The sequence below is a fragment of the Brachybacterium sp. SW0106-09 genome, assembly GCF_001293905.1.
GTDB classification, from domain to species: domain Bacteria; phylum Actinomycetota; class Actinomycetes; order Actinomycetales; family Dermabacteraceae; genus Brachybacterium; species Brachybacterium conglomeratum.
Window position 1 is genome coordinate 25,860 of the sequence record NZ_BCAK01000025.1, and the last position, 17,236, is coordinate 43,095.

Genomic DNA, 17,236 nt, shown 5'->3' on the forward strand with positions numbered 1-17,236 from the left:
CGACGCGTGTCGACCCGTGCTGATCAGCCCGTGCGCGCTTCCGGCAGGCCCTCGGGATCCGACGGCCGGTCGTCGTCCGCGGTGGTCGGGCTCGACCGCCGATCAGGATCCGAGCCGTCGTCGAGATCGACGGGCTCGTCCGAGAGGATCTCAGCGCGGGCCCCGTCCTCCCCGTCCAGGAGACGCCTCAGCAGCGGGGAGGTGGACTGATAGATGTGCCCCGTGGGGGTCCTGATCGTGAGGCGGTGCGGTCGGTCGTCGCTCGCCGGGTCGACCGTCGACTCCCATCCCGGCATCTCCTTGACGAGGTTGAAGCGCTGGCAGTGGCCGACGCCGTTGTCCGCGTCGGTGCTGCCGCCGTCGGCGAAGCGATGGGCGTGGTCGATGTCGTGGATCGGCGCATCGCACCACGGCGTGCGGCAGCGCTGATCCCGCAGCAGGATGAATCGGCGGACCTGCCCACGGAAGAGGCGCCGTCTGCCGTCGACCTCGGTCAGGTCTCCGACCTTGGCGTCGGCATAGAGGCGACGGATCCATCGCGCCGCGCTGCTGATCTCCGGCGGGGGTGCGGGAGCAACTGCGGCCACGTGTGCTGGGGGCGGGAGCGTCGGCACGCCGAGCGCGAGGTCGCAGGCGACTCTTCCGGGGAGCGGATGGCCCTCGATCCAAGCCGTCGCCTCCTCCTCGGCGAGGAGGGTCATGTCGGTCATGAGCAGCTGGATCTCGACGGGGATGTCATCGGGGCTCTCGAGCCCGCAGGCGCTGGCCGTGAGGGTGTCGGCCATGATCTGGCCCTTGGTGCGCGGGTCCCCGGCGGCCTTCGCCGAGCTCGCCGCCTCGGTCAGCACTTTCAGCACTGCGACGCCGTCCTTCACGGGGAGCGTGGCGCGGAGGATCGACATGCCGTCGACGGCCGGCTGGAGCGAGACCCGTCGGTCGGCGACCGCGCGCTGGTGCCGCCGCACCGCCGCGTCGGCGTCGAGCTCCTGCGCCCGGGCGCGGGCGAGGTCCCCGGCCCGGCGCGCGGTGACCGATGGCAGCTGGTCGGCGAGGTCGACATCGACGCGCGTCCGGTCCTCCTCCTCGAGCACCAGCACGTTCTCGGCGATCCTGCGGGCGGCGTACTCGCTGATCTCGCCCGCCTCGAGCAGCTCGCTGGTGCGCGGCAGGGATCCGAGCAGCACCCGGTGCAGAGCGACCTCGTCGGACGCCTGCTTCGGGGTGATGCGACGGGCGAGGGCGACCTGGTCGGCGATGCCGCGGCCCAGCTGTCCCCTGGGCGTCCCCTGTCTCTGCTGCTCGCGGATCTGCGAGTCCCAGAAGGCGGCCTCGGCCCGGGCCTGTGCGGCGGCAAGCCGTCCTTTGGCACGCTCCGTCGCGGCGATCAGGTCGATCAGTGCGGCGTCGTCCTGCGCGGCGAGGGCCTCGGCCGACGGGGCACGGTCGAGAAGACGGGACAGCTGATCGGCCCAGTCCAGTGCGGACTCCGGCATGGCTCCCCTCCCCTCGCTCTGCGGTGGTCGCGGCGGCTCCGAGAACGATGCGACCTGATGAGCCCAGCCTCGTCGCCCCGTCGACGACGTGCCAGCGTCGGTGCGTAGATGTGGACCGGCAGGGCATGTGGAGGAAGCGAGGATCGACAGAACGGGACGGCGTCGTTCAGACCTCTCGATGCGTGGCGTCGGGGTCCTTGCGGCCCTCCGTCTCCGCGGTCCGCTCGGGCACCCAGGGGTCCTCGTCCTCGTCGACGGGGACGTCGGGGTTCACCAGGCGCGACTCGAGGGACTTCGAGTAGATCGGTATCGGCTCGGAGGTGACCTCGATCGTGCCGTCGATGTCCTGCCAGGGTCCGCCGGCGACGGAGAACTGGCCGCTGAAGGTCGTGGTGAGGGTGACGTCGTACCAGCCCTCATAGCGGTAGGTGGAGGAGACCGCCTCCGACGGGTAGGGCTCGCCCGGATCCGTGGTCGAGATCGTGTTCCCGTCGCCGAGGTCCCAGTCGTACAGCACCGGCGTGGCACGCACCTGCACCGGGGTGTCGAGCAGCGTCATGTCCATCGTCTGCGGCTCGGACTCGGCGTACAGGACGTTGACCATATGAGCCGGCAGCCATCCCTCAGGGGGTCCTGCGGAAGCGACCAGCGGCATCACCGGCATGGACGCGAAGTCCTCACGGGTCACGGTGATGACCTCGGGTGCGGCACCGCCCTCCCCTCCGGCCGCAGCGCTGCCGCGTTGTTGGCAGTCGAAGCCAAGCAGCTCCTCGCTGCTCCGGCCCGACCGATTGTCGATCCGCACCTGCTCGGACGCCAGATAGCCATCGCCTTCGTCGGCGAGGGTATCGGCGACGCTGCACGCGAGATTGCTGATGCCGCAGGCGACTCCCCCGCCGTAGTCCTCCTCGCCGTGGAGATCCGAGCACGTGTACTTGCTGTCGACCCCGAGCTCGCGGGAGGTGACGTAGACGGGCGGAGGCTCTTCAGCGTCCGAGCCGCTCCCTGCTCCTGGCTTCTCGGGCGAATCGTCCGACGCAGGCGTCGAGGCGGGTTCGTCCGAGCTTTCCGTGTCGCTCTGGTGTCGTCCGTTGAGCGCATCGTCCTCCGCGTCGAATCTTGGAACTGCAGTGGCGGGTGTGATCGCCACAACACTGAGCAGCCCGGCGGCGATGATCGTGAGCGCTCGCCCTTGCGTGACCATCATTGAGAGTCGCTCTCTCGGGGTCCGGCGCTGAAGTCGACTACCTTCCACGAGCCGCCGTCCCAGACGAGACCGCCGGATGTCGCGAACTCGCTCTCCTCCACGCTCGCTCCGTCCTGATCCCCCGCCCCGGGTTCCTCGTGCGCGGGGAGGATGAACACGTAGTCCACGATCACGTCGTACCCGCCTGTTCCCTCTTCGGAGCCGAGGGAGACATCCGAGATGTCGACGCGCGACCACACATCTTCCTTCTCCTGGAGGTCGTCGATCTCGGAGAGGAGCTCGGTGCAGTTCCCACAGTTCGGGTCGCTCATCCGCGACAGTTCCGCTGCGTCGGCCCCCTGGTAACCGCTCATCGCCACAGCCCAGAAGTATTTGAACGCCTGCTCCGCCCCCTCGGGAGTCTGCTCGTCCATGCCGGGGAAGTCTGCGGGGTCGGGGGCGGGGATGTCGGGCGCCGCCTCGGCCGATCCGTCACCGCTGCCCGCGTCGTCGGCGCCGCCTGCGTCGCTCGGCTCCTCGCCGCCGGCGTCGCTTGCGCCGTCGTCCTGGCCGGTGTCGATCGACGGCGGCGGCGTGGTCACGGTGCCGCCCTCCCCCTCTCCGCACGCGGCGAGTCCGGCAGTCAGGGCGGTGGCGGCCACGGTGGCCAGGAGTCGTCGGGACATGCGGAAGCCTTCCAGGTGTGCAGCAGGTCACTGTGACCCTACCGGGGAGTTCCCTCAACGCTCCATCGATGCCGACTGAATGTGGACAGCCGTGAGACCGGAGGGAGAAGCCCCACGTCGCCTGCCCACCGTCACGCCCTCGGCGGAACCGGCGTGACCGGCGTCGCTCGCCCTTCCCGCTCGGTGCCGACCGGGGCTACCGTGCTGACCATGTGGCAGATGATGGATCTCCTGTACGCGCACAAGAAGGACATGGTCGCGCCGGAGGACGCCCTGCCCGGCCGCGACGCCTACCCCTACCCGCTCGCGCGCGAACACCTCGTGCTCGGCACCGACATGCTCGGGCCCGACGCTCCCCGTGACCCGCACCCCTGGCCCGAGGACGCCGAGGAGCTGATCCTCGCCGGCGGCTGCTTCTGGGGCATCGAGCGGATCGCCTGGCAGATCCCGGGCGTGCACACCACCTCGGCCGGCTACGCGGGCGGGCACACGCCCCACCCCACCTATGAAGAGGTGTTCTCCGCCCGGACCGGCCACGCCGAGGCCGTGCGCGTGATCTACACCGGCGGCGAGGACACGCTGCGGGCGCTGCTGACCGAGTTCTGGCAGCAGCACGATCCGACCACCGCGAACCGCCAGGGCAACGACGTGGGCACCGAGTACCGCAGCGCCGTGTACTGGACCACGGACGCGCAGGGCGAGATCGTGCGCGACTCAGCCACCCGCTACCAGGAGGCGCTGGACTCCGCCGGTCGCGGCGCGATCACCACCGAGTTCGCGCCGCTGGCCGAGGCCGGAAACGGCGTCTACTACACCGCGGAACCCGAGCACCAGCAGTACCTCGAGAAGAACCCCACCGGCTACTGCAACCACGGGTTCAACGGGGTCGCCTGCTCGCTCTGAGGCGAGAACCCGGCGAGCCGACGGGCCGCGGAGGTCGACGGCGACGCGTTGCCGGCCCGACGAGGGCCGACCGCGCCGTCAGCGCCCGGGCAGGCCGTCCCCGGTGTCGCCGCCCATGAGGTTGCGCCGCCCGCCGATGTCGGGACCGCCCGTCGGCCGGGGTGCGGCGGGTGCGGCGCCCATCAGCTGCGCCGCGAAGCCGCCGGCCTCGCGCGGGAGCGGGGCCGCACCGCCCGGGCCGCAGGCCGCGGCGGCCGCCGAGGGCTTCGCCCGCTCCGTCGCGCCTGCCCGCGCGAAGCGCTGCATCTGCGAGGTGGTCGGGTAGGTGCCGCTGACCACGATGTCCAGACCCAGCAGGGTCACCGGCAGCACCGCCTCCCCCGCGGACTCCATCAGCGCGCGGACGGGCTCGCACTCCTCGAAGGCCCAGGCGTCCTCGTCCTGCAGATAGACCGTGATCGGCTGGCCGTCCAGGGCGAGCGCCGCGGCCTCATCGAGGAAGGCTTCCTGCCGCTCCGCGTCGGGCGGCGGGGACGGCAGGAAGATGTCCAGCGCCGCGAGCTGCGAGGCGTCGTCGGAGGCGGTCATGGGACCACGGTAGCGCGCGGCAGGGGCGCGACCGTGCGGTCGAGGCACCCTGGCGGCGCGGCACGTGATTGTTACCGTGCGGGCATGGACTCTGCGGCCGACAGCCCCCGACCCTCGACCCTCCTTGCCCACGACACCCTGGTGATGCAGCAGGTCACGGGCTTCATGTCCAATGACTTCGACATCCTCGACGCCGCCGGCGAGCGCGCCGTGGGTCACGTCACCACCACCGGGAGCGGCGTCGCCCGGTTCTTCTCCGGCGCCCGCTCGCTCGACGTCGCCGATGCGGACGGCACACCGCTGCTCCATGTCGAGGACCCGCGCGGGATCGGCTTCGACCGCTTCGAGCTCTCCGCGCCCGACGGCACCCCGGTCGCCGAGCTGCGCAGCCGCTTCTCCGTCTTCTCGACGAAGGTGGGCATGACCCTCGCCGACGGGGCGGAGCTCGAGCTGCACGGCGACATGCTGGGGCTCGACTACGAGTTCCGGTACGGCGAGGCCGTCGCGGCGCGGGCGGCCCGGGAGTGGGCAGGCCTCAGCCGGGGGTTCCTCGGGCACAGCCGATACGTGCTCGGCTTCGACCCCACGGTGCCGCCGCCCCTGCGCCTGGCGATCGTGAGCGGATGCATCGTGCTGGACCTGATCCGGGCGAAGAGGTCGCGCAGCAGCAATTGAGGCGTCGCAGAGCGCTCGGAGCTGAGCGCGTAAGACAGAGAGGCCAGAGCCGAGCACGGAAGGCAGACAGCCCAGGGCCGTGCGCCGAGAGCAGTGCGCTCAGAGCAGCAGGAGCCGTGCCGTCCGCAGCCAGCTCTCCCCCTCCGACGCCCAGCCGAGGCTGCGCAGGTGGATCCCGGTGGTGACCCGTTCGAGGTGCGCCCACGCCGTGATCCGGTCGGGATCGAGCGCGAGCCGCTGCGCCGTCCGCGCGACGAGCGCGGCATGGCGTCGCCGCGCGGCCCCCGGTTCGCGGCGTTCCAGGTCGTCGAGGAGCTGCTGGTGGTCCCGCAGGGCGACGCCCGCGTCGTACTCGGGCTCGCCGAGGAAGCCGTCGGGGTCGATGAGCACGTGCTCGGCTCCCCGGCGCAGGGCATTGCCGGCATGCGGGTCCCCGTGCAGGACGACCTGGCGCGGCGAGGGGTCCTCGACCAGGGCGACGGCGAGTCGGCGGGCCGCCTCGAGCACGGGGCGGTGCCGGTCCGCGGGCGCCTCGAGCGCGCCGTCGACGAGGGCGAGCAGCGACCTCGCCTTCTGCGACGGGGCGTGCGGCTCGCCGACCGCGCTCGGCAGGTCCCAGGTGGCCGGGAGCAGGTCGGCGAGCGTGTCGACCTCGGCCTCCGGCGCGGAGGCGGTGGCGTGCAGCGGCGCCCCGAGGCGCTCGAGGAGCGTCGCGCCGATCTCCTCGGCATGGTCGAGCACGCGCACGTAGCCGCGCCCGTCGGCCGCACGGAGGACCCGCACCTGCTGGTCGTGATCCGTGCCGTGACCGCCGAGCTTCAGCACCGCGGGGCCGATGCCGCGACCGTGCACCTCGAGCACCGGCAGCTCCGCGCCGTCGGTGAAGGCCCGGACCATCCGGAGTTCCCAGCGCGTCAGGGCCGCGCGGAGGCGGCCGGGGAAGGAGTCGACGAGCTCGCGGGCCCACGGCGCGCCCGCCCAGGGGCGGGCACGGACCAGGGCGAGGACGTCCTCCGGCTCCACGGCGCTCAGGTCTCTCCGAGGGGAGCGTCCTCGCCCTCCCCGGCGGCGTCGAGCACCCGGCCCAGCGGCCGGTAGTGCTGGTGGACGGCCTCGCGGTATGCCGCCGCGTCCCCCGCCTCGAGCGCGGTGAGCATCGCACGATGCGCCTCGACGGTCTCGAGGATGTCCTGGGCCGGGGCGATCCCCAGCAGCGGCACGGCGGTGGTGTGCACCTCCCAGAACGCCTGGGCGAGCTGTCGCAGGAGGCTGTTGGGCAGACGTGAGAACAGGACGGTGTGGAAGGCGGCGTCGGCCTCGGGGAAGGGCTCCCCCGCCGAGGCGAGCTCGCGCATGGTCTCCACGTGACCCTCCAGTTCGGGGTTCTCGGTGCCGCGGTAGATCTCCACCAGCTGCTCGGCGACCGCGAGGTCCAGCGCGATCCGCAGTTCGACCACCTCGCGCAGCGCGCGCAGGTCGCCGTGGTCGTCGAGCCGGGTGCGGAACAGCAGCCCGTCCACGAGCGGGGAGAGGGAGAGGGCGCCGACGAAGGTGCCGTGGCCGTGGCGCACCTCGACGATGTCGAGGGAGGCGAGGGTGCGCATCGCCTCGCGCACCGAGGAGCGGGAGATCCCCAGCCGCTCGCAGAGCGCGGCCTCGGTGGGCATCGGGTCGCCGGGCGCGAGCCCCTCCTCCAGGATCAGCTCCTGGATGCGGTCGACGGCGGTGACACCGCTCCCCTTGCTGCGCACGATGCGCCTCCTCCCCGGGCCCGCCGTCGTCGACGGCCGTGCCCCATCATGCCTGCATTCTGACGTCTGCCTGCGAAAGCCGTTCCTCCCGAGGTCCGGGCCGGAGGGCGCTGCTCCTGCTGGGGCCGCCCTCCGCCCCGAACGCTCGGGGCGCACGAGGGACGGACCCGGACCGGGTCACCGCTCGGTCACGGCCCCCTCACCGGGTGGTGGCGACCGCGCCGACTGTGATGTACTCTTCCCAGTCATCAGACATCATACGTCTGATCTTCGCAGGGCGGCGAGAGTTCCGTCGACTCGCGAGGACGGGCTCCGCTCGACCCCCGGCGCCACAGGCCCCGGGGACACCCACAGAAGGGATGCATCAACGGTGATCACCAACCCCTCCGGCCGTCTCGGCCGACGCGGCTTCCTCCGCGGCACCGCCGCCCTCGCCGGCGCCGCCGGCATCGTCGCCGGGATCGGCGCCTGCGCCCCGCGCGACGGCGGCTCCGGCGGCTCCTCCGACGCGGGCGGCGCGCCCGCCGGCGAGGCGAACCCCGACGGCCACATCGACGCCGCGATCAGCTACGAGCTCGGCACCAACGGCTACGACCCGATGACCACCTCGGCGGCGCTCACCGTCGCGGTCAACTGGCACACCCTCGAGGGCCTCACCGAGCTGCACCCCGTGACTCGCGAGGTCTATGCGGCGCTCGCCACCGAGGTCCCCGCGACCGACGGGACCAGCGTCGACATCGCACTGCGCGAGGGCGCCGTCTTCCACGACGGCACCCCCGTCACCCCCGAGGACGTCGTGTTCTCCTTCGAGCGCGTCCAGGACCCGGCGAACGCCTCGCTGTACGCGCAGTTCATCCCCTTCGTCGAGTCGGTCGAGAAGAAGGACGACACCACCGTCACCTTCACGCTCGCCCACCCCACCGCCGTGCTCGCCGAGCGCCTCTCGACGGTGAAGATCGTCCCGAAGGCCGCCGTCGAGGCGGACCCCGGCGCCTTCGACTCGAACCCCGTCGGCTCGGGCCCGTGGAAGATGACCGACAACTCCGCGGCCTCGAAGATCGTCGAGTTCGAGCGCTTCGACGACTACACCGGGCCGATGCCCGCCAAGGCGAAGACGATGAGCTGGCAGGTCATCCCCGACCCGTCCACCCGCACCAATGCGCTGCAGTCGCAGACCGTGCAGGCCATCGACTCGGTCCCCTATCTCTCGATCGACCAGCTGAAGGCGACCGGCGAGGTCGAGTCCGTCGGCGGCTTCGGTCTGCTCTTCGCGATGTTCAACAACAGCGAGGACAACCCCTTCCACGACGTGAAGAACCGCCAGGCCTTCCTCTACGCGATCGACATGGACAAGGTCATCGAGACGGGCCTGTCCGGTCAGGCCGAGGCGGCGAGCTGCTTCGTGCAGAAGGAGCACCCTAACTACAAGGAGGCCTCGACCGTCTACTCGCTCGACGCCGAGAAGGCGAAGTCCCTCTTCGCCGAGACGGGCCTGACCTCCTTCCGGATGCTGTGCACCGACCACGACTGGGTCGCCCAGTGCACCCCGATCATCCAGGAGTCCCTCGCCGCGGCCGGCGTCGAGGTCGCCTTCGAGCAGAAGCAGTCCGCCGACGTGTACACCACGATCGACGGGAGGCCCGACGCCTACGACGTGGTCATCGCCCCCGGCGACCCCTCCGTCTTCGGCAACGATCCCGACCTGCTCATGCGCTGGTGGTACGGCGGCGACGTCTGGACCGACACCCGCATGCACTGGAAGGGCCAGGAGTCCTACGAGGAGGTCCAGTCGCTGCTGGCCGAGGGCCTGGAGACCACGGACACCGCGGCTCAGGAGGCCACCTGGGGCGAGCTGTTCGACCTGCTCTCCGAGGAGGTCCCGCTGTACCCGCTCTTCCACCGCAAGGCCCCGACGGCCTGGGACGGCACCTCGCTGGTCGGCTTCGAGCCGATCTCCCTGACCGGTCTGAGCTTCGTCGACGTCGCCTCGACGAAGGCCCCGTGACCCGTCCCTGAGCCCCGCCGCCGGGGCCGACGACCCGCTCGTCGACCCCGGCGGCCGCTCCCCCGTCGGTCCCGCGCCCGGCCCTCGTCCCGGCCGCCGGCGCGACCAGCGGCCCCGCATCACGCCCGGCCGCCGCCCCTGCCCCTCGCTCTTCCACGGAGGACCGCGTGTCCCAACTCGTCCGCCTGATAGGGCGACGACTGCTCGCCCTGCCGCTGATGATCCTCGGCGTCACCCTGCTCGTCTTCGTCATCATGTCGTTCTCGCCGTCGGACCCCGCCCGGCTCGCGCTCGGGGAGTCCGCCTCCCCCGAGGCGCTGGAGCTGTACCGGGAGAACAACGGCCTGAACGACCCGATCTGGCTGCGCTACTTCACCTTCCTCGGCGGGATGCTGCGCGGCGACCTCGGCACCACCAGCGGAAACGTGCCCGTCACCGAGGTGGTCGCCAGCGCCTTCCCGATCACGCTGCAGCTGACCTTCCTCGGCCTCGCCATCGCGATCGTGCTCTCCGCGGTCCTCGGCGTGCTTGCCGCCCTGTTCCGCGACCGCTGGGTCGACCAGGTGATCCGCGTGCTGACGATCGCCGCTCTCGCCACCCCGTCGTTCTGGCTCGCGATCCTGATGATCCAGTGGCTCGGCGAGGTCCCCGGCGGCTGGGGCATCTTCCCCGCCCTGGTGACCCGCTGGGTCGGGTTCTTCGAGGACCCCGCCACCTATCTGCGCAACATCGCCCTGCCCGCGATCGCGCTGGCGATCCCCGTGGCCGGCTCCCTCACCCGCGTGGTCCGCACCGCGATGGTCGAGGAGCTGGACCGCGACTACGTGCGCACCGCCGTCGGCGCCGGCATCCCCTATCCCGTCGTCGTCTCCCGCAACGTGCTGCGCAACGCCCTGATCACCCCGATCACGGTGCTGGGCCTGCGCGTCGGCTACCTCATGGGCGGCGCCGTGATCATCGAGATCATCTTCAATATCCAGGCCATGGGACAGCTCATCCTCGACGGCGTCACCCGCAACGACGTATTCCTCGTCCAGGGCGTGACGCTCGTCGTCGCGATCGCCTTCATCGTGGTGAACATCCTGGTCGACCTCCTCTACGTCGTCGTCAACCCCCGGATCAGGAGCATCTGACATGCGACCGAAGCTCGGATCCCGCCTCCAGTCCGTCAGCGGCAGCCCGCTGGCCCCCTTCAACGCCCTGCCCTGGGCCTCCCGCCTCGCGGTGGTCTTCCTCGTCCTGCTCGCGATCCTGGCCGTCTTCGCGCCGCTGATCGCCCCGCACGGCCCGCTCACCACCGGCACGCCGGTGCAGCCGCCCGGCGGCGAGCACTGGATGGGCACCGACGCGATCGGGCGGGACATCTTCTCCCGCGTCGCCCACGGCGCCCGCTCCTCGCTGCTGATCGGCCTGGCCGCCACCGGTGCCGCGCTGGTGGCCGCCGCGGTGATCGGCTCGATCGCCGCGACCGGCGCGAAGCTCCTGGCCGAGATCGTCATGCGCGTGCTCGACGTGGTCATGTCCTTTCCCGGCATCGCGCTCGCGGCCGTGTTCGTGGCCGTGTTCGGCAACTCGCTGCCGGTGCTGATCTTCGCGATCGCGTTCCTCTACGTGCCGCAGCTGGCCCGCGTGGTGCGCGCCAACGTGCTCGCCCAGTTCGGCGAGGACTACGTCGCCGCCTCGCAGGTCATGGGCGCCTCCACCGCCTGGATCCTCGCCAAGCACGTCGCCCGCAACTGCATCGCCCCGATCATGGTGTTCGCCACCGTGCTGGTGGCCGACGCGATCGTGCTCGAGGCCTCGCTGTCCTTCATCAACGCGGGCGTGCAGCCGCCGAACCCGTCGTGGGGCAACATCCTCTCCGACGGCAAGCAGCTGCTGCTGTCCGGCTACTGGTGGCCCACCTTCTTCCCGGGCCTGATGATCCTGCTGACCACCCTCGCGCTGAACATCCTCTCCGAGGGCCTCACCGACGCGATGGCGAGCCCGCGCGTAAAGGTGAAGGTCGACGTCGAGACCGACGAGAAGGCGCTCGAGGAGCAGGCCGAGCAGACCCCTGCTGCCGATGGCGCCGACGAGCCCGACGTGCTCGGGGTGACCGACGAGGAGACGACCCGGCGCCTGCTGCACGAGTCCCTCGCCGCGCTGCGCACCGCCGAGCTGGCCCGTCCCGAGCGGCCGGCGATCGATCCGGGGATCCCACCGCTGCTCGAGGTGCAGGACCTGCGCGTCGCCTTCCCCGAGGCGCACGGCCAGGTGGACATCCTCGACGGCATCTCCTTCCAGGTGCGGCCCGGGGAGACCATGGGCCTGGTCGGCGAGTCCGGCTCCGGCAAGTCCGTGGCGAGCCTGGCGGTCATGGGGCTGCTGCCCCGCACCGCCCGGATCAGCGGGAAGGTGCTGCTGAACGGCCAGGACCTCCTCTCCCTCGCCCCCAAGCAGGTCAACGCCCTGCGCGGCCACGAGATCGCGATGATCTACCAGGACGCGCTGAGCTCGCTGAACCCCTCGATGCTGATCCGCTCCCAGATGGCGCAGCTGACCCGGCGCGGCGGCACCCGCAGCGCCGAGGAGCTGCTGGAGCTGGTGGGTCTGGAGCCCCAGCGGATGCTGAACTCCTACCCGCACGAGCTCTCCGGCGGCCAGCGCCAGCGCGTGCTCATCGCGATGGCCCTGACGCGCGACCCGAAGCTCGTGATCGCCGACGAGCCGACCACTGCTCTCGACGTCACCGTGCAGAAGCAGGTCGTGGACCTGCTGAACCGGCTGAAGTACGAGCTCGGCTTCGCGATGGTGTTCGTCAGCCACGACCTGGCACTGGTCTCCCAGCTCGCCGACCGCGTCACCGTCATGTACGCGGGCCAGGTCATGGAGCAGGGCAGCAACCGCCAGATCCTCGTCGATCCCCGTCACGAGTACACCCGCGGGCTGCTCGGCTCGGTGCTGTCGATCGAGGCGGGTGCCGCCCGGCTCCACCAGGTCCAGGGCACGGTGCCCTCGCCGCGCGACTTCGCCCCCGGCGACCGCTTCGCCCCGCGCTCGCTGGACCCGTCGGCCGATCCGACGACCCGGCCCCGCCTGGTCGCCACCGGGGCCGACGACCATCTCGTGTCCACGACGGGCGAGCTGCCCGGCCCCCTCGAAGGAGCATCGCGATGACCGACGCCAGCCACGCCGCGGACCGGGCCGGCGACCCCCGCCGGGCGACGCCGACGATCGAGCTGCGCGACGTGCACGTCGTGCACCGCCTCCGCTCCGGCGGCATCCTCCGCCCGGACACCCTGCGCGCGGTCGACGGGGTCAGCGTCTCCGTCCGCCGCGGCGAGGTGCTCGGCATCGTCGGCGAGTCCGGCTCCGGCAAGTCCACGCTCGCCCGGGTGATGACCGGCCTGCAGCCTGTCACCGAGGGCGAGGTCCTCTTCGACGGGACGCCGCTGCGGCACGGCCGGGCCGCTCGTCGGGAGCTGGGACGGAAGGTGTCGGTCGTCTTCCAGGACCCCTCGACCGCGCTGAACCCGCGCCTGCCGGTGCGGGAGACGCTCGTGGACCCGCTGCGGGTGCACGGCATCGGCGACGACGCCTCGCGCCTGTCGCGGGTGCGGGAGCTGCTGCACCTGGTGGGCCTGCCCCAGTCGGCGCTCGAGGTGCTGCCCCGGCAGCTCTCGGGCGGCCAGCGCCAGCGCGTCGCGATCGCCCGCGCCCTCGCGCTGGAGCCGGAGATCATCGTCGCGGACGAGCCGACCAGCGCACTGGACGTGTCCGTCCGCGCCCAGGTGCTGAACCTGCTCACCGATCTGAAGCGGGAGCTGGGACTGGGCCTGGTGTTCATCTCCCACGACATGAGCACGGTCCGCTTCATCTCCGACTCGATCATCGTCATGAACGGCGGAAGGGTCGTCGAGCACGACACCACCGACCGCATCTTCACCGAGGCGCGGGACGAGTACACCCGCAGCCTGCTCGCCGCAGCGCCCTCGCTGCTCTGAGCCACCGCACCGCACGCACCCCCGACGCATCCAGGAGACCCTCCATGACCACCGCCTCCCACGCCCTGACCGGCGTCGTCCCCCCGCTGCTGACCCCCCTGACCGCCGAGGGCGAGATCGACCTGCCCTCGCTCGAGCGGCTCGTCGGCCGTCTGCTCGAGGGCGGGGTCGACGGCATCTTCGCCCTCGGCTCCTCCGGCGAGGTCGCCTTCTGGGACGACGCGCGCCGCGAGGCGGTCCTCGAGGCCGTCACCGGCACCGTCGCCGGGCAGGTCCCCGTGATCGCGGGCGTGATCGACATGCAGACCGACCGGGTCATCCAGCACGTCCGCGCGGCGGAGCGCTTCGACCTCGCCGGCTACGTGGCCACCGCCCCGTTCTACGCGGTGACCGGCCCCGAGGAGATCGAGCGGCACTTCCGCGCCGTCGCCGCGGCGACCGAGCGGCCGCTGTGGGCCTACGACATCCCCGTCTGCGTGCACACCAAGCTCTCCCCCGCCCAGATGCTGCGGCTCGGCCAGGACGGCGTGATCACCGGGGTGAAGGACTCCAGCGCCGACGACGTCTCCTTCCGCCGCCTGGCGGCGGCCAATCGTGCCGCGGGCTCCCCGCTCGCGCTGCTGACCGGCCACGAGGTCGTCGTCGACGGCGCCTATCTCGCCGGGGCCGACGGCTCCGTGCCGGGGCTCGGCAACGTGGACCCGGCCGGCTACGTGCGCATGCACCGGGCCGCACAGGCCGGCGACTGGGAGCAGGTGCGCGCCGAGCAGGACCGGCTGGCGCAGCTGTTCGAGATCGTCTTCCAGCCCACCGACAAGGTGGGGCCGGCCGCGGGGGTAGGCGCGTTCAAGACGGCGCTGCGCGAGCTGGGCGTCTTCTCGACCAACACCATGGCCACCCCGATGACGCCGATCGAGGGCGAGGCGGTGGACCGCATCCGCGAGATCCTCGCCGCCGCAGGCCTGCTGGACGGAGCGGGCGCCGGTGCCTGATCCGGTGCTCGCCCTCGACCTGGGCGGCACGAAGATCCGTGCCGCCCTCGTCCACGGCATCGAGGACGGCGGGCCCGCGGCCGGGGGCCACGCGGCCGACGCGTCCGGCGCGGGCACGGGCGATGCCGACAGTGCCGCGCAGTCGCCGCGGCTCGAGCGGGTCGCGGAGGTGCCGACGCCTGCGGCCGAGGGCGCGGAGGCGATCCTCGGCGCGGCGCTCGACCTCGCCGGGCGCGTGCGCGACGGCGTCCCGGTGGCCGCGGTCGGGATCTCCACGGCCGGGGTCGTGGACACGGCGCGCGGCCGCATCACCCACGCCACCGACTCCCTGACCGGCTGGGCCGGCACGGACGTGTCCGCGCCCTTCGCGGAGCGGTTCGGCGTGCCGGTCGCGGTGCTCAACGACGTGCACGCGCACGGGATCGGCGAGGCGCGCTTCGGGGCCGGCAGGGGACGAGACTCGCTGCTCCTGATGGCCGTCGGCACCGGGATCGGCGGCTGCCAGGTGCAGGGCGGACGGGCCGTGGTCGGCGCGCACGGCGCCGCCGGGCACGTCGGCCATGTCCCCGTGCCGGGGGCGGAGGGCGTGCCCTGCCCCTGCGGCCGCACCGGGCATCTCGAGGGCCTCGCCTCCGGCCCGGGGATCGTGCGCCTCGCAGAACGGCTGGGTGCGGCCGACGCCGGCGGTGCACCCGCCCCCACGTCGACCCCGTCGGCCATGCCCCGGGACGGTCGGGAGCTCGCCGCCGCGGCCGCCCGCGGCGACCGCGCCGCGCTCGAGGCCTACCGCCGCGCCGGGCGCGCGACCGGCCGGGTGCTCGGCGCGCTGCTGAACGTCCTGGACCCCGACGTCGTCGCCCTCACCGGCGGGGTCGCCGAGGCGGACGTGCCCGCCTGGCGGGAGGCGCTGGACGCGGGGATCGCCGAGGAGGCGATGGACGTCGTCACCCTGACCCCCGTGCTGCCCGCGAGCGCCGGCTCGCACGCCGCCCTGCTCGGCGCCGCCGTCCGCGCTCTCGAGACCGCCCACCCCGGAAGGACCCCCTCATGACCTCCCCGCTCCCGCCGCTCGTCGCCGCGCTCGAGGGCACCCTGATCGTCTCCTGCCAGGCCTATCCCGGCGAGCCCATGCGCGATCCGGGCACCATGGCGCAGGTCGCCGCGGCCGTGACCCAGGGCGGCGCCTCCGCCGTCCGCGCCCAGGGGCTCGCGGACATCCGCCAGGTCAGGGCCGCCGTAGACGTGCCCGTGATCGGGATCTGGAAGGACGGCGAGGAGGGCGTGTTCATCACCCCCACCCTCGATCACGCCCTCGCCGTGATCGACGCGGGCGCCGACATCCTCGCCCTGGACGCCACGGACCGGACCCGCCCCGACGGCCGCAGCCTCGCCGAGACCGTCGAGGCGATCCGCGCCCGCAGCGACATCCCGCTGATGGCCGACTGCGACAGCGCCGACTCCGCCCGCCGCGCCGCGGAGCTCGGCATCGAGATCATCGGCACCACCCTCGCCGGATACACGCCCGCCCGCGAGAGGACCGCCGGCCCCGACCTCGCCCTGCTCGGCGAGCTCGCGGGCACCCTGCCCGAGACCTCGCTGCTCGTGGCCGAGGGCCGCGTGCACACCCTCGAGCAGGCCGCCGCCGCGAAGAGCGCCGGTGCGCGAGCCGTCGTCGTCGGCACCGCCATCACCCATCCCACCAGCATCACCCGCTGGTTCCGCGAGGCCGTCACCGAGGCCTGATCCCGCACGCCGCGCCGTCCCCTGCTGATCATCGTCGATCGGAGCCCCATGCCGAACAGCCACCGCCCCCATGAGCCCGGCCCCGCCCTGCCCCGCGGTGCGGTGCTCGCCGGGCTCGGTGCGGCCGGACTCGGTCTCGCCGCTGCGGCGCTGCCCTCCCCGGCCGCCGACGCCGCCCCGCCCGCACGCGGCCTGCCGGTGCTGCGCCCAGAGGACGATTGGGCCGCGGTGCTCGCCCGCACCCTGCGGGTCCAGCTCGCGCCCGAGGCCCGGTACGTGCTCGAGGCTCCGGTCAGGCTCCCGACGGGCACGCTGATCGAGGGCAACGGCGCTGTCGTGGCGGCCTCCTCCACTGCACACGGCCTGTTCGAGGTCGACGGCGCCTCGGACGTCAAGCTGCGCGGACTGCGCCTGCACGGAGAGCCGGGCTACGCCCCGGAGGCCGGGACGCCGCCCCCGCTCGACGTCCCGTTCGACGCCGCGCACACCGCGCTGCGGGCCCGCCGTGCCCGGAACCTGCGCGTGCTGGACTGCGACCTGCTGGGCTGGCGGGGCGCCGGGATCGCCGCGACCGGGGATCCGGCCGACGACTACTTCTCCTACGGGGTGCAGGTCCACGGATGCCGCTTCGAGGCCTGCTGCATCGGGCTCTCCGCCGCGGACCGCTGCGAGTACTCGCTGCTGACCACGAGCGTGTTCACCGCGTGCCGGCTCGCCGTCTGGAACTCCTCGGGCAACTGGACCCTGTCGGGGAACGTGATCGTCGGCTGCCATGGCGCGTACTACTCGATCGGCGCGACCAGCCCCTTCGGCGAGCGCGCGAGCGACAGCTGGGGCCACGGCGCCGTCACGGGCTGCACGATGAACCATTCCGACGGCGAGACCCCTCGGCGCTGGACCCGACATCTCGAGCTCGAGATCGGCGGCACCCTCCGCGATCCGGGACCCGGCGTGATGATCGAGGGCGTGCTGCCCCCGACCTTCAGCGCCAACACGCTCTGGTACACCGACGTCACCGCGCGAGATCTGCCCGCGAGCGTCTGGTACCTCACCGGCTGCGCCCTGTCCGACCTGCGGCTCACGCAGGACGGCGGCGCGCCGGTGCGCCTGCTCGGTCACCAGTCGAACGCCGGTGACCTCCACGCCCCCGTGCTCGTCGGGGACGTGGCCGATGCCCTCGCCCCCTGACATGGGGGCGAGTCCTGAAGGACCCCTGTCCCTGCCGTCG

At 72.6% G+C, this 17,236-nt stretch carries 16 protein-coding genes; 10 read left to right on the forward strand and 6 right to left on the reverse strand.

Features of this window, described 5'->3' with window-relative positions:
* Window positions 1–23: 23 nt before the first annotated feature.
* The 3 genes from Y09_RS11555 to Y09_RS11565 form a co-directional block, all read right to left on the reverse strand.
* Window positions 24–1,493 (reverse strand): HNH endonuclease signature motif containing protein, encoded by a 1,470-nt coding sequence (locus Y09_RS11555; protein ID WP_053917847.1) that lies wholly within the window; start codon window positions 1,491–1,493, stop codon window positions 24–26.
* Window positions 1,494–1,659: 166 nt separating this feature from the next.
* Entirely contained in the window at window positions 1,660–2,700 is a 1,041-nt protein-coding gene (locus Y09_RS17910) for a PKD domain-containing protein (protein WP_234695709.1), read from the reverse strand.
* Window positions 2,697–3,281: a DUF6318 family protein gene (locus tag Y09_RS11565; protein ID WP_148639632.1), complete on the reverse strand. Its 585-nt coding sequence runs from the start codon at window positions 3,279–3,281 to the stop codon at window positions 2,697–2,699. The genes Y09_RS17910 and Y09_RS11565 overlap by 4 nt, the downstream gene beginning before the upstream one ends.
* A 303-nt stretch (window positions 3,282–3,584) precedes the next feature.
* Here Y09_RS11565 and msrA point away from each other — a divergent pair, with 303 nt between their 5' ends.
* Window positions 3,585–4,268 (forward strand): peptide-methionine (S)-S-oxide reductase MsrA, encoded by a 684-nt coding sequence (gene msrA, locus Y09_RS11570; RefSeq protein WP_371440366.1) that lies wholly within the window; start codon window positions 3,585–3,587, stop codon window positions 4,266–4,268.
* 78 nt (window positions 4,269–4,346) lie between these two features.
* Here the strand turns inward: msrA and Y09_RS11575 are convergent, their stop codons facing one another.
* On the reverse strand, window positions 4,347–4,856 hold the full coding sequence (locus tag Y09_RS11575) for an arsenic metallochaperone ArsD family protein (protein ID WP_053917850.1): 510 nt from the start codon (window positions 4,854–4,856) through the stop codon (window positions 4,347–4,349).
* Window positions 4,857–4,940: 84 nt separating this feature from the next.
* Between Y09_RS11575 and Y09_RS11580 the strand changes: the two genes are divergently transcribed.
* On the forward strand, window positions 4,941–5,531 hold the full coding sequence (locus Y09_RS11580; RefSeq protein WP_200716805.1) for an LURP-one-related/scramblase family protein: 591 nt from the start codon (window positions 4,941–4,943) through the stop codon (window positions 5,529–5,531).
* Window positions 5,532–5,630: 99 nt separating this feature from the next.
* Here the strand turns inward: Y09_RS11580 and Y09_RS11585 are convergent, their stop codons facing one another.
* On the reverse strand, window positions 5,631–6,554 hold the full coding sequence (locus Y09_RS11585; RefSeq protein ID WP_053917851.1) for an aminoglycoside phosphotransferase family protein: 924 nt from the start codon (window positions 6,552–6,554) through the stop codon (window positions 5,631–5,633).
* A 5-nt stretch (window positions 6,555–6,559) separates the two neighbouring features.
* A complete protein-coding gene (locus Y09_RS11590) occupies window positions 6,560–7,282 on the reverse strand; it encodes a FadR/GntR family transcriptional regulator (RefSeq protein ID WP_345742684.1) in 723 nt (240 codons plus the stop codon).
* Window positions 7,283–7,652: 370 nt separating this feature from the next.
* On the opposite strand from Y09_RS11590, the gene Y09_RS11595 reads away from it, so the two are divergent.
* The 8 genes from Y09_RS11595 to Y09_RS11630 all read left to right on the forward strand — a co-directional run bounded on the left by Y09_RS11595 (window position 7,653) and on the right by Y09_RS11630 (window position 17,196).
* Window positions 7,653–9,287 (forward strand): ABC transporter substrate-binding protein, encoded by a 1,635-nt coding sequence (locus Y09_RS11595; RefSeq protein ID WP_148639633.1) that lies wholly within the window; start codon window positions 7,653–7,655, stop codon window positions 9,285–9,287.
* Window positions 9,288–9,454: 167 nt separating this feature from the next.
* Window positions 9,455–10,420, forward strand: a complete 966-nt coding sequence (locus tag Y09_RS11600) for an ABC transporter permease (protein ID WP_053917852.1) — start codon at window positions 9,455–9,457, stop codon at window positions 10,418–10,420.
* A gap of 1 nt (window position 10,421) precedes the next feature.
* Window positions 10,422–12,446, forward strand: a complete 2,025-nt coding sequence (locus Y09_RS11605; RefSeq protein WP_053917853.1) for a dipeptide/oligopeptide/nickel ABC transporter permease/ATP-binding protein — start codon at window positions 10,422–10,424, stop codon at window positions 12,444–12,446.
* On the forward strand, window positions 12,443–13,273 hold the full coding sequence (locus Y09_RS11610) for an ABC transporter ATP-binding protein (protein ID WP_053917854.1): 831 nt from the start codon (window positions 12,443–12,445) through the stop codon (window positions 13,271–13,273). The genes Y09_RS11605 and Y09_RS11610 overlap by 4 nt, the downstream gene beginning before the upstream one ends.
* Before the next feature lie 44 nt (window positions 13,274–13,317).
* On the forward strand, window positions 13,318–14,265 hold the full coding sequence (locus Y09_RS11615) for a dihydrodipicolinate synthase family protein (RefSeq protein ID WP_053917855.1): 948 nt from the start codon (window positions 13,318–13,320) through the stop codon (window positions 14,263–14,265).
* Entirely contained in the window at window positions 14,258–15,316 is a 1,059-nt protein-coding gene (locus Y09_RS11620; protein WP_053917856.1) for an ROK family protein, read from the forward strand. Before Y09_RS11615 ends, Y09_RS11620 begins: the two co-directional genes overlap by 8 nt.
* Window positions 15,313–16,008 carry an N-acetylmannosamine-6-phosphate 2-epimerase gene (locus Y09_RS11625; protein ID WP_053917857.1) on the forward strand — a complete coding sequence of 232 codons (696 nt, stop codon included), beginning with the start codon at window positions 15,313–15,315 and terminating at the stop codon, window positions 16,006–16,008. The genes Y09_RS11620 and Y09_RS11625 overlap by 4 nt, the downstream gene beginning before the upstream one ends.
* A gap of 48 nt (window positions 16,009–16,056) precedes the next feature.
* Window positions 16,057–17,196 (forward strand): hypothetical protein, encoded by a 1,140-nt coding sequence (locus tag Y09_RS11630; RefSeq protein WP_053917858.1) that lies wholly within the window; start codon window positions 16,057–16,059, stop codon window positions 17,194–17,196.
* Window positions 17,197–17,236: the final 40 nt, after the last annotated feature.

Excerpts from the sequence above, each read along its gene's own strand:
- Y09_RS11555 (WP_053917847.1), bottom strand. The coding sequence starts at position 1,493 with ATGCCGGAGTCCGCACTGGACTGGGCCGATCAGCTGTCCCGTCTTCTC.
- Y09_RS17910 (WP_234695709.1), bottom strand. The coding sequence starts at position 2,700 with ATGATGGTCACGCAAGGGCGAGCGCTCACGATCATCGCCGCCGGGCTG.
- msrA (WP_371440366.1), top strand. The coding sequence starts at position 3,585 with ATGATGGATCTCCTGTACGCGCACAAGAAGGACATGGTCGCGCCGGAG.
- Y09_RS11575 (WP_053917850.1), bottom strand. The coding sequence starts at position 4,856 with ATGACCGCCTCCGACGACGCCTCGCAGCTCGCGGCGCTGGACATCTTC.
- Y09_RS11580 (WP_200716805.1), top strand. The coding sequence starts at position 4,941 with ATGGACTCTGCGGCCGACAGCCCCCGACCCTCGACCCTCCTTGCCCAC.
- Y09_RS11605 (WP_053917853.1), top strand. The coding sequence starts at position 10,422 with ATGCGACCGAAGCTCGGATCCCGCCTCCAGTCCGTCAGCGGCAGCCCG.
- Y09_RS11610 (WP_053917854.1), top strand. The coding sequence starts at position 12,443 with ATGACCGACGCCAGCCACGCCGCGGACCGGGCCGGCGACCCCCGCCGG.
- Y09_RS11615 (WP_053917855.1), top strand. The coding sequence starts at position 13,318 with ATGACCACCGCCTCCCACGCCCTGACCGGCGTCGTCCCCCCGCTGCTG.
- Y09_RS11625 (WP_053917857.1), top strand. The coding sequence starts at position 15,313 with ATGACCTCCCCGCTCCCGCCGCTCGTCGCCGCGCTCGAGGGCACCCTG.
- Y09_RS11630 (WP_053917858.1), top strand. The coding sequence starts at position 16,057 with ATGCCGAACAGCCACCGCCCCCATGAGCCCGGCCCCGCCCTGCCCCGC.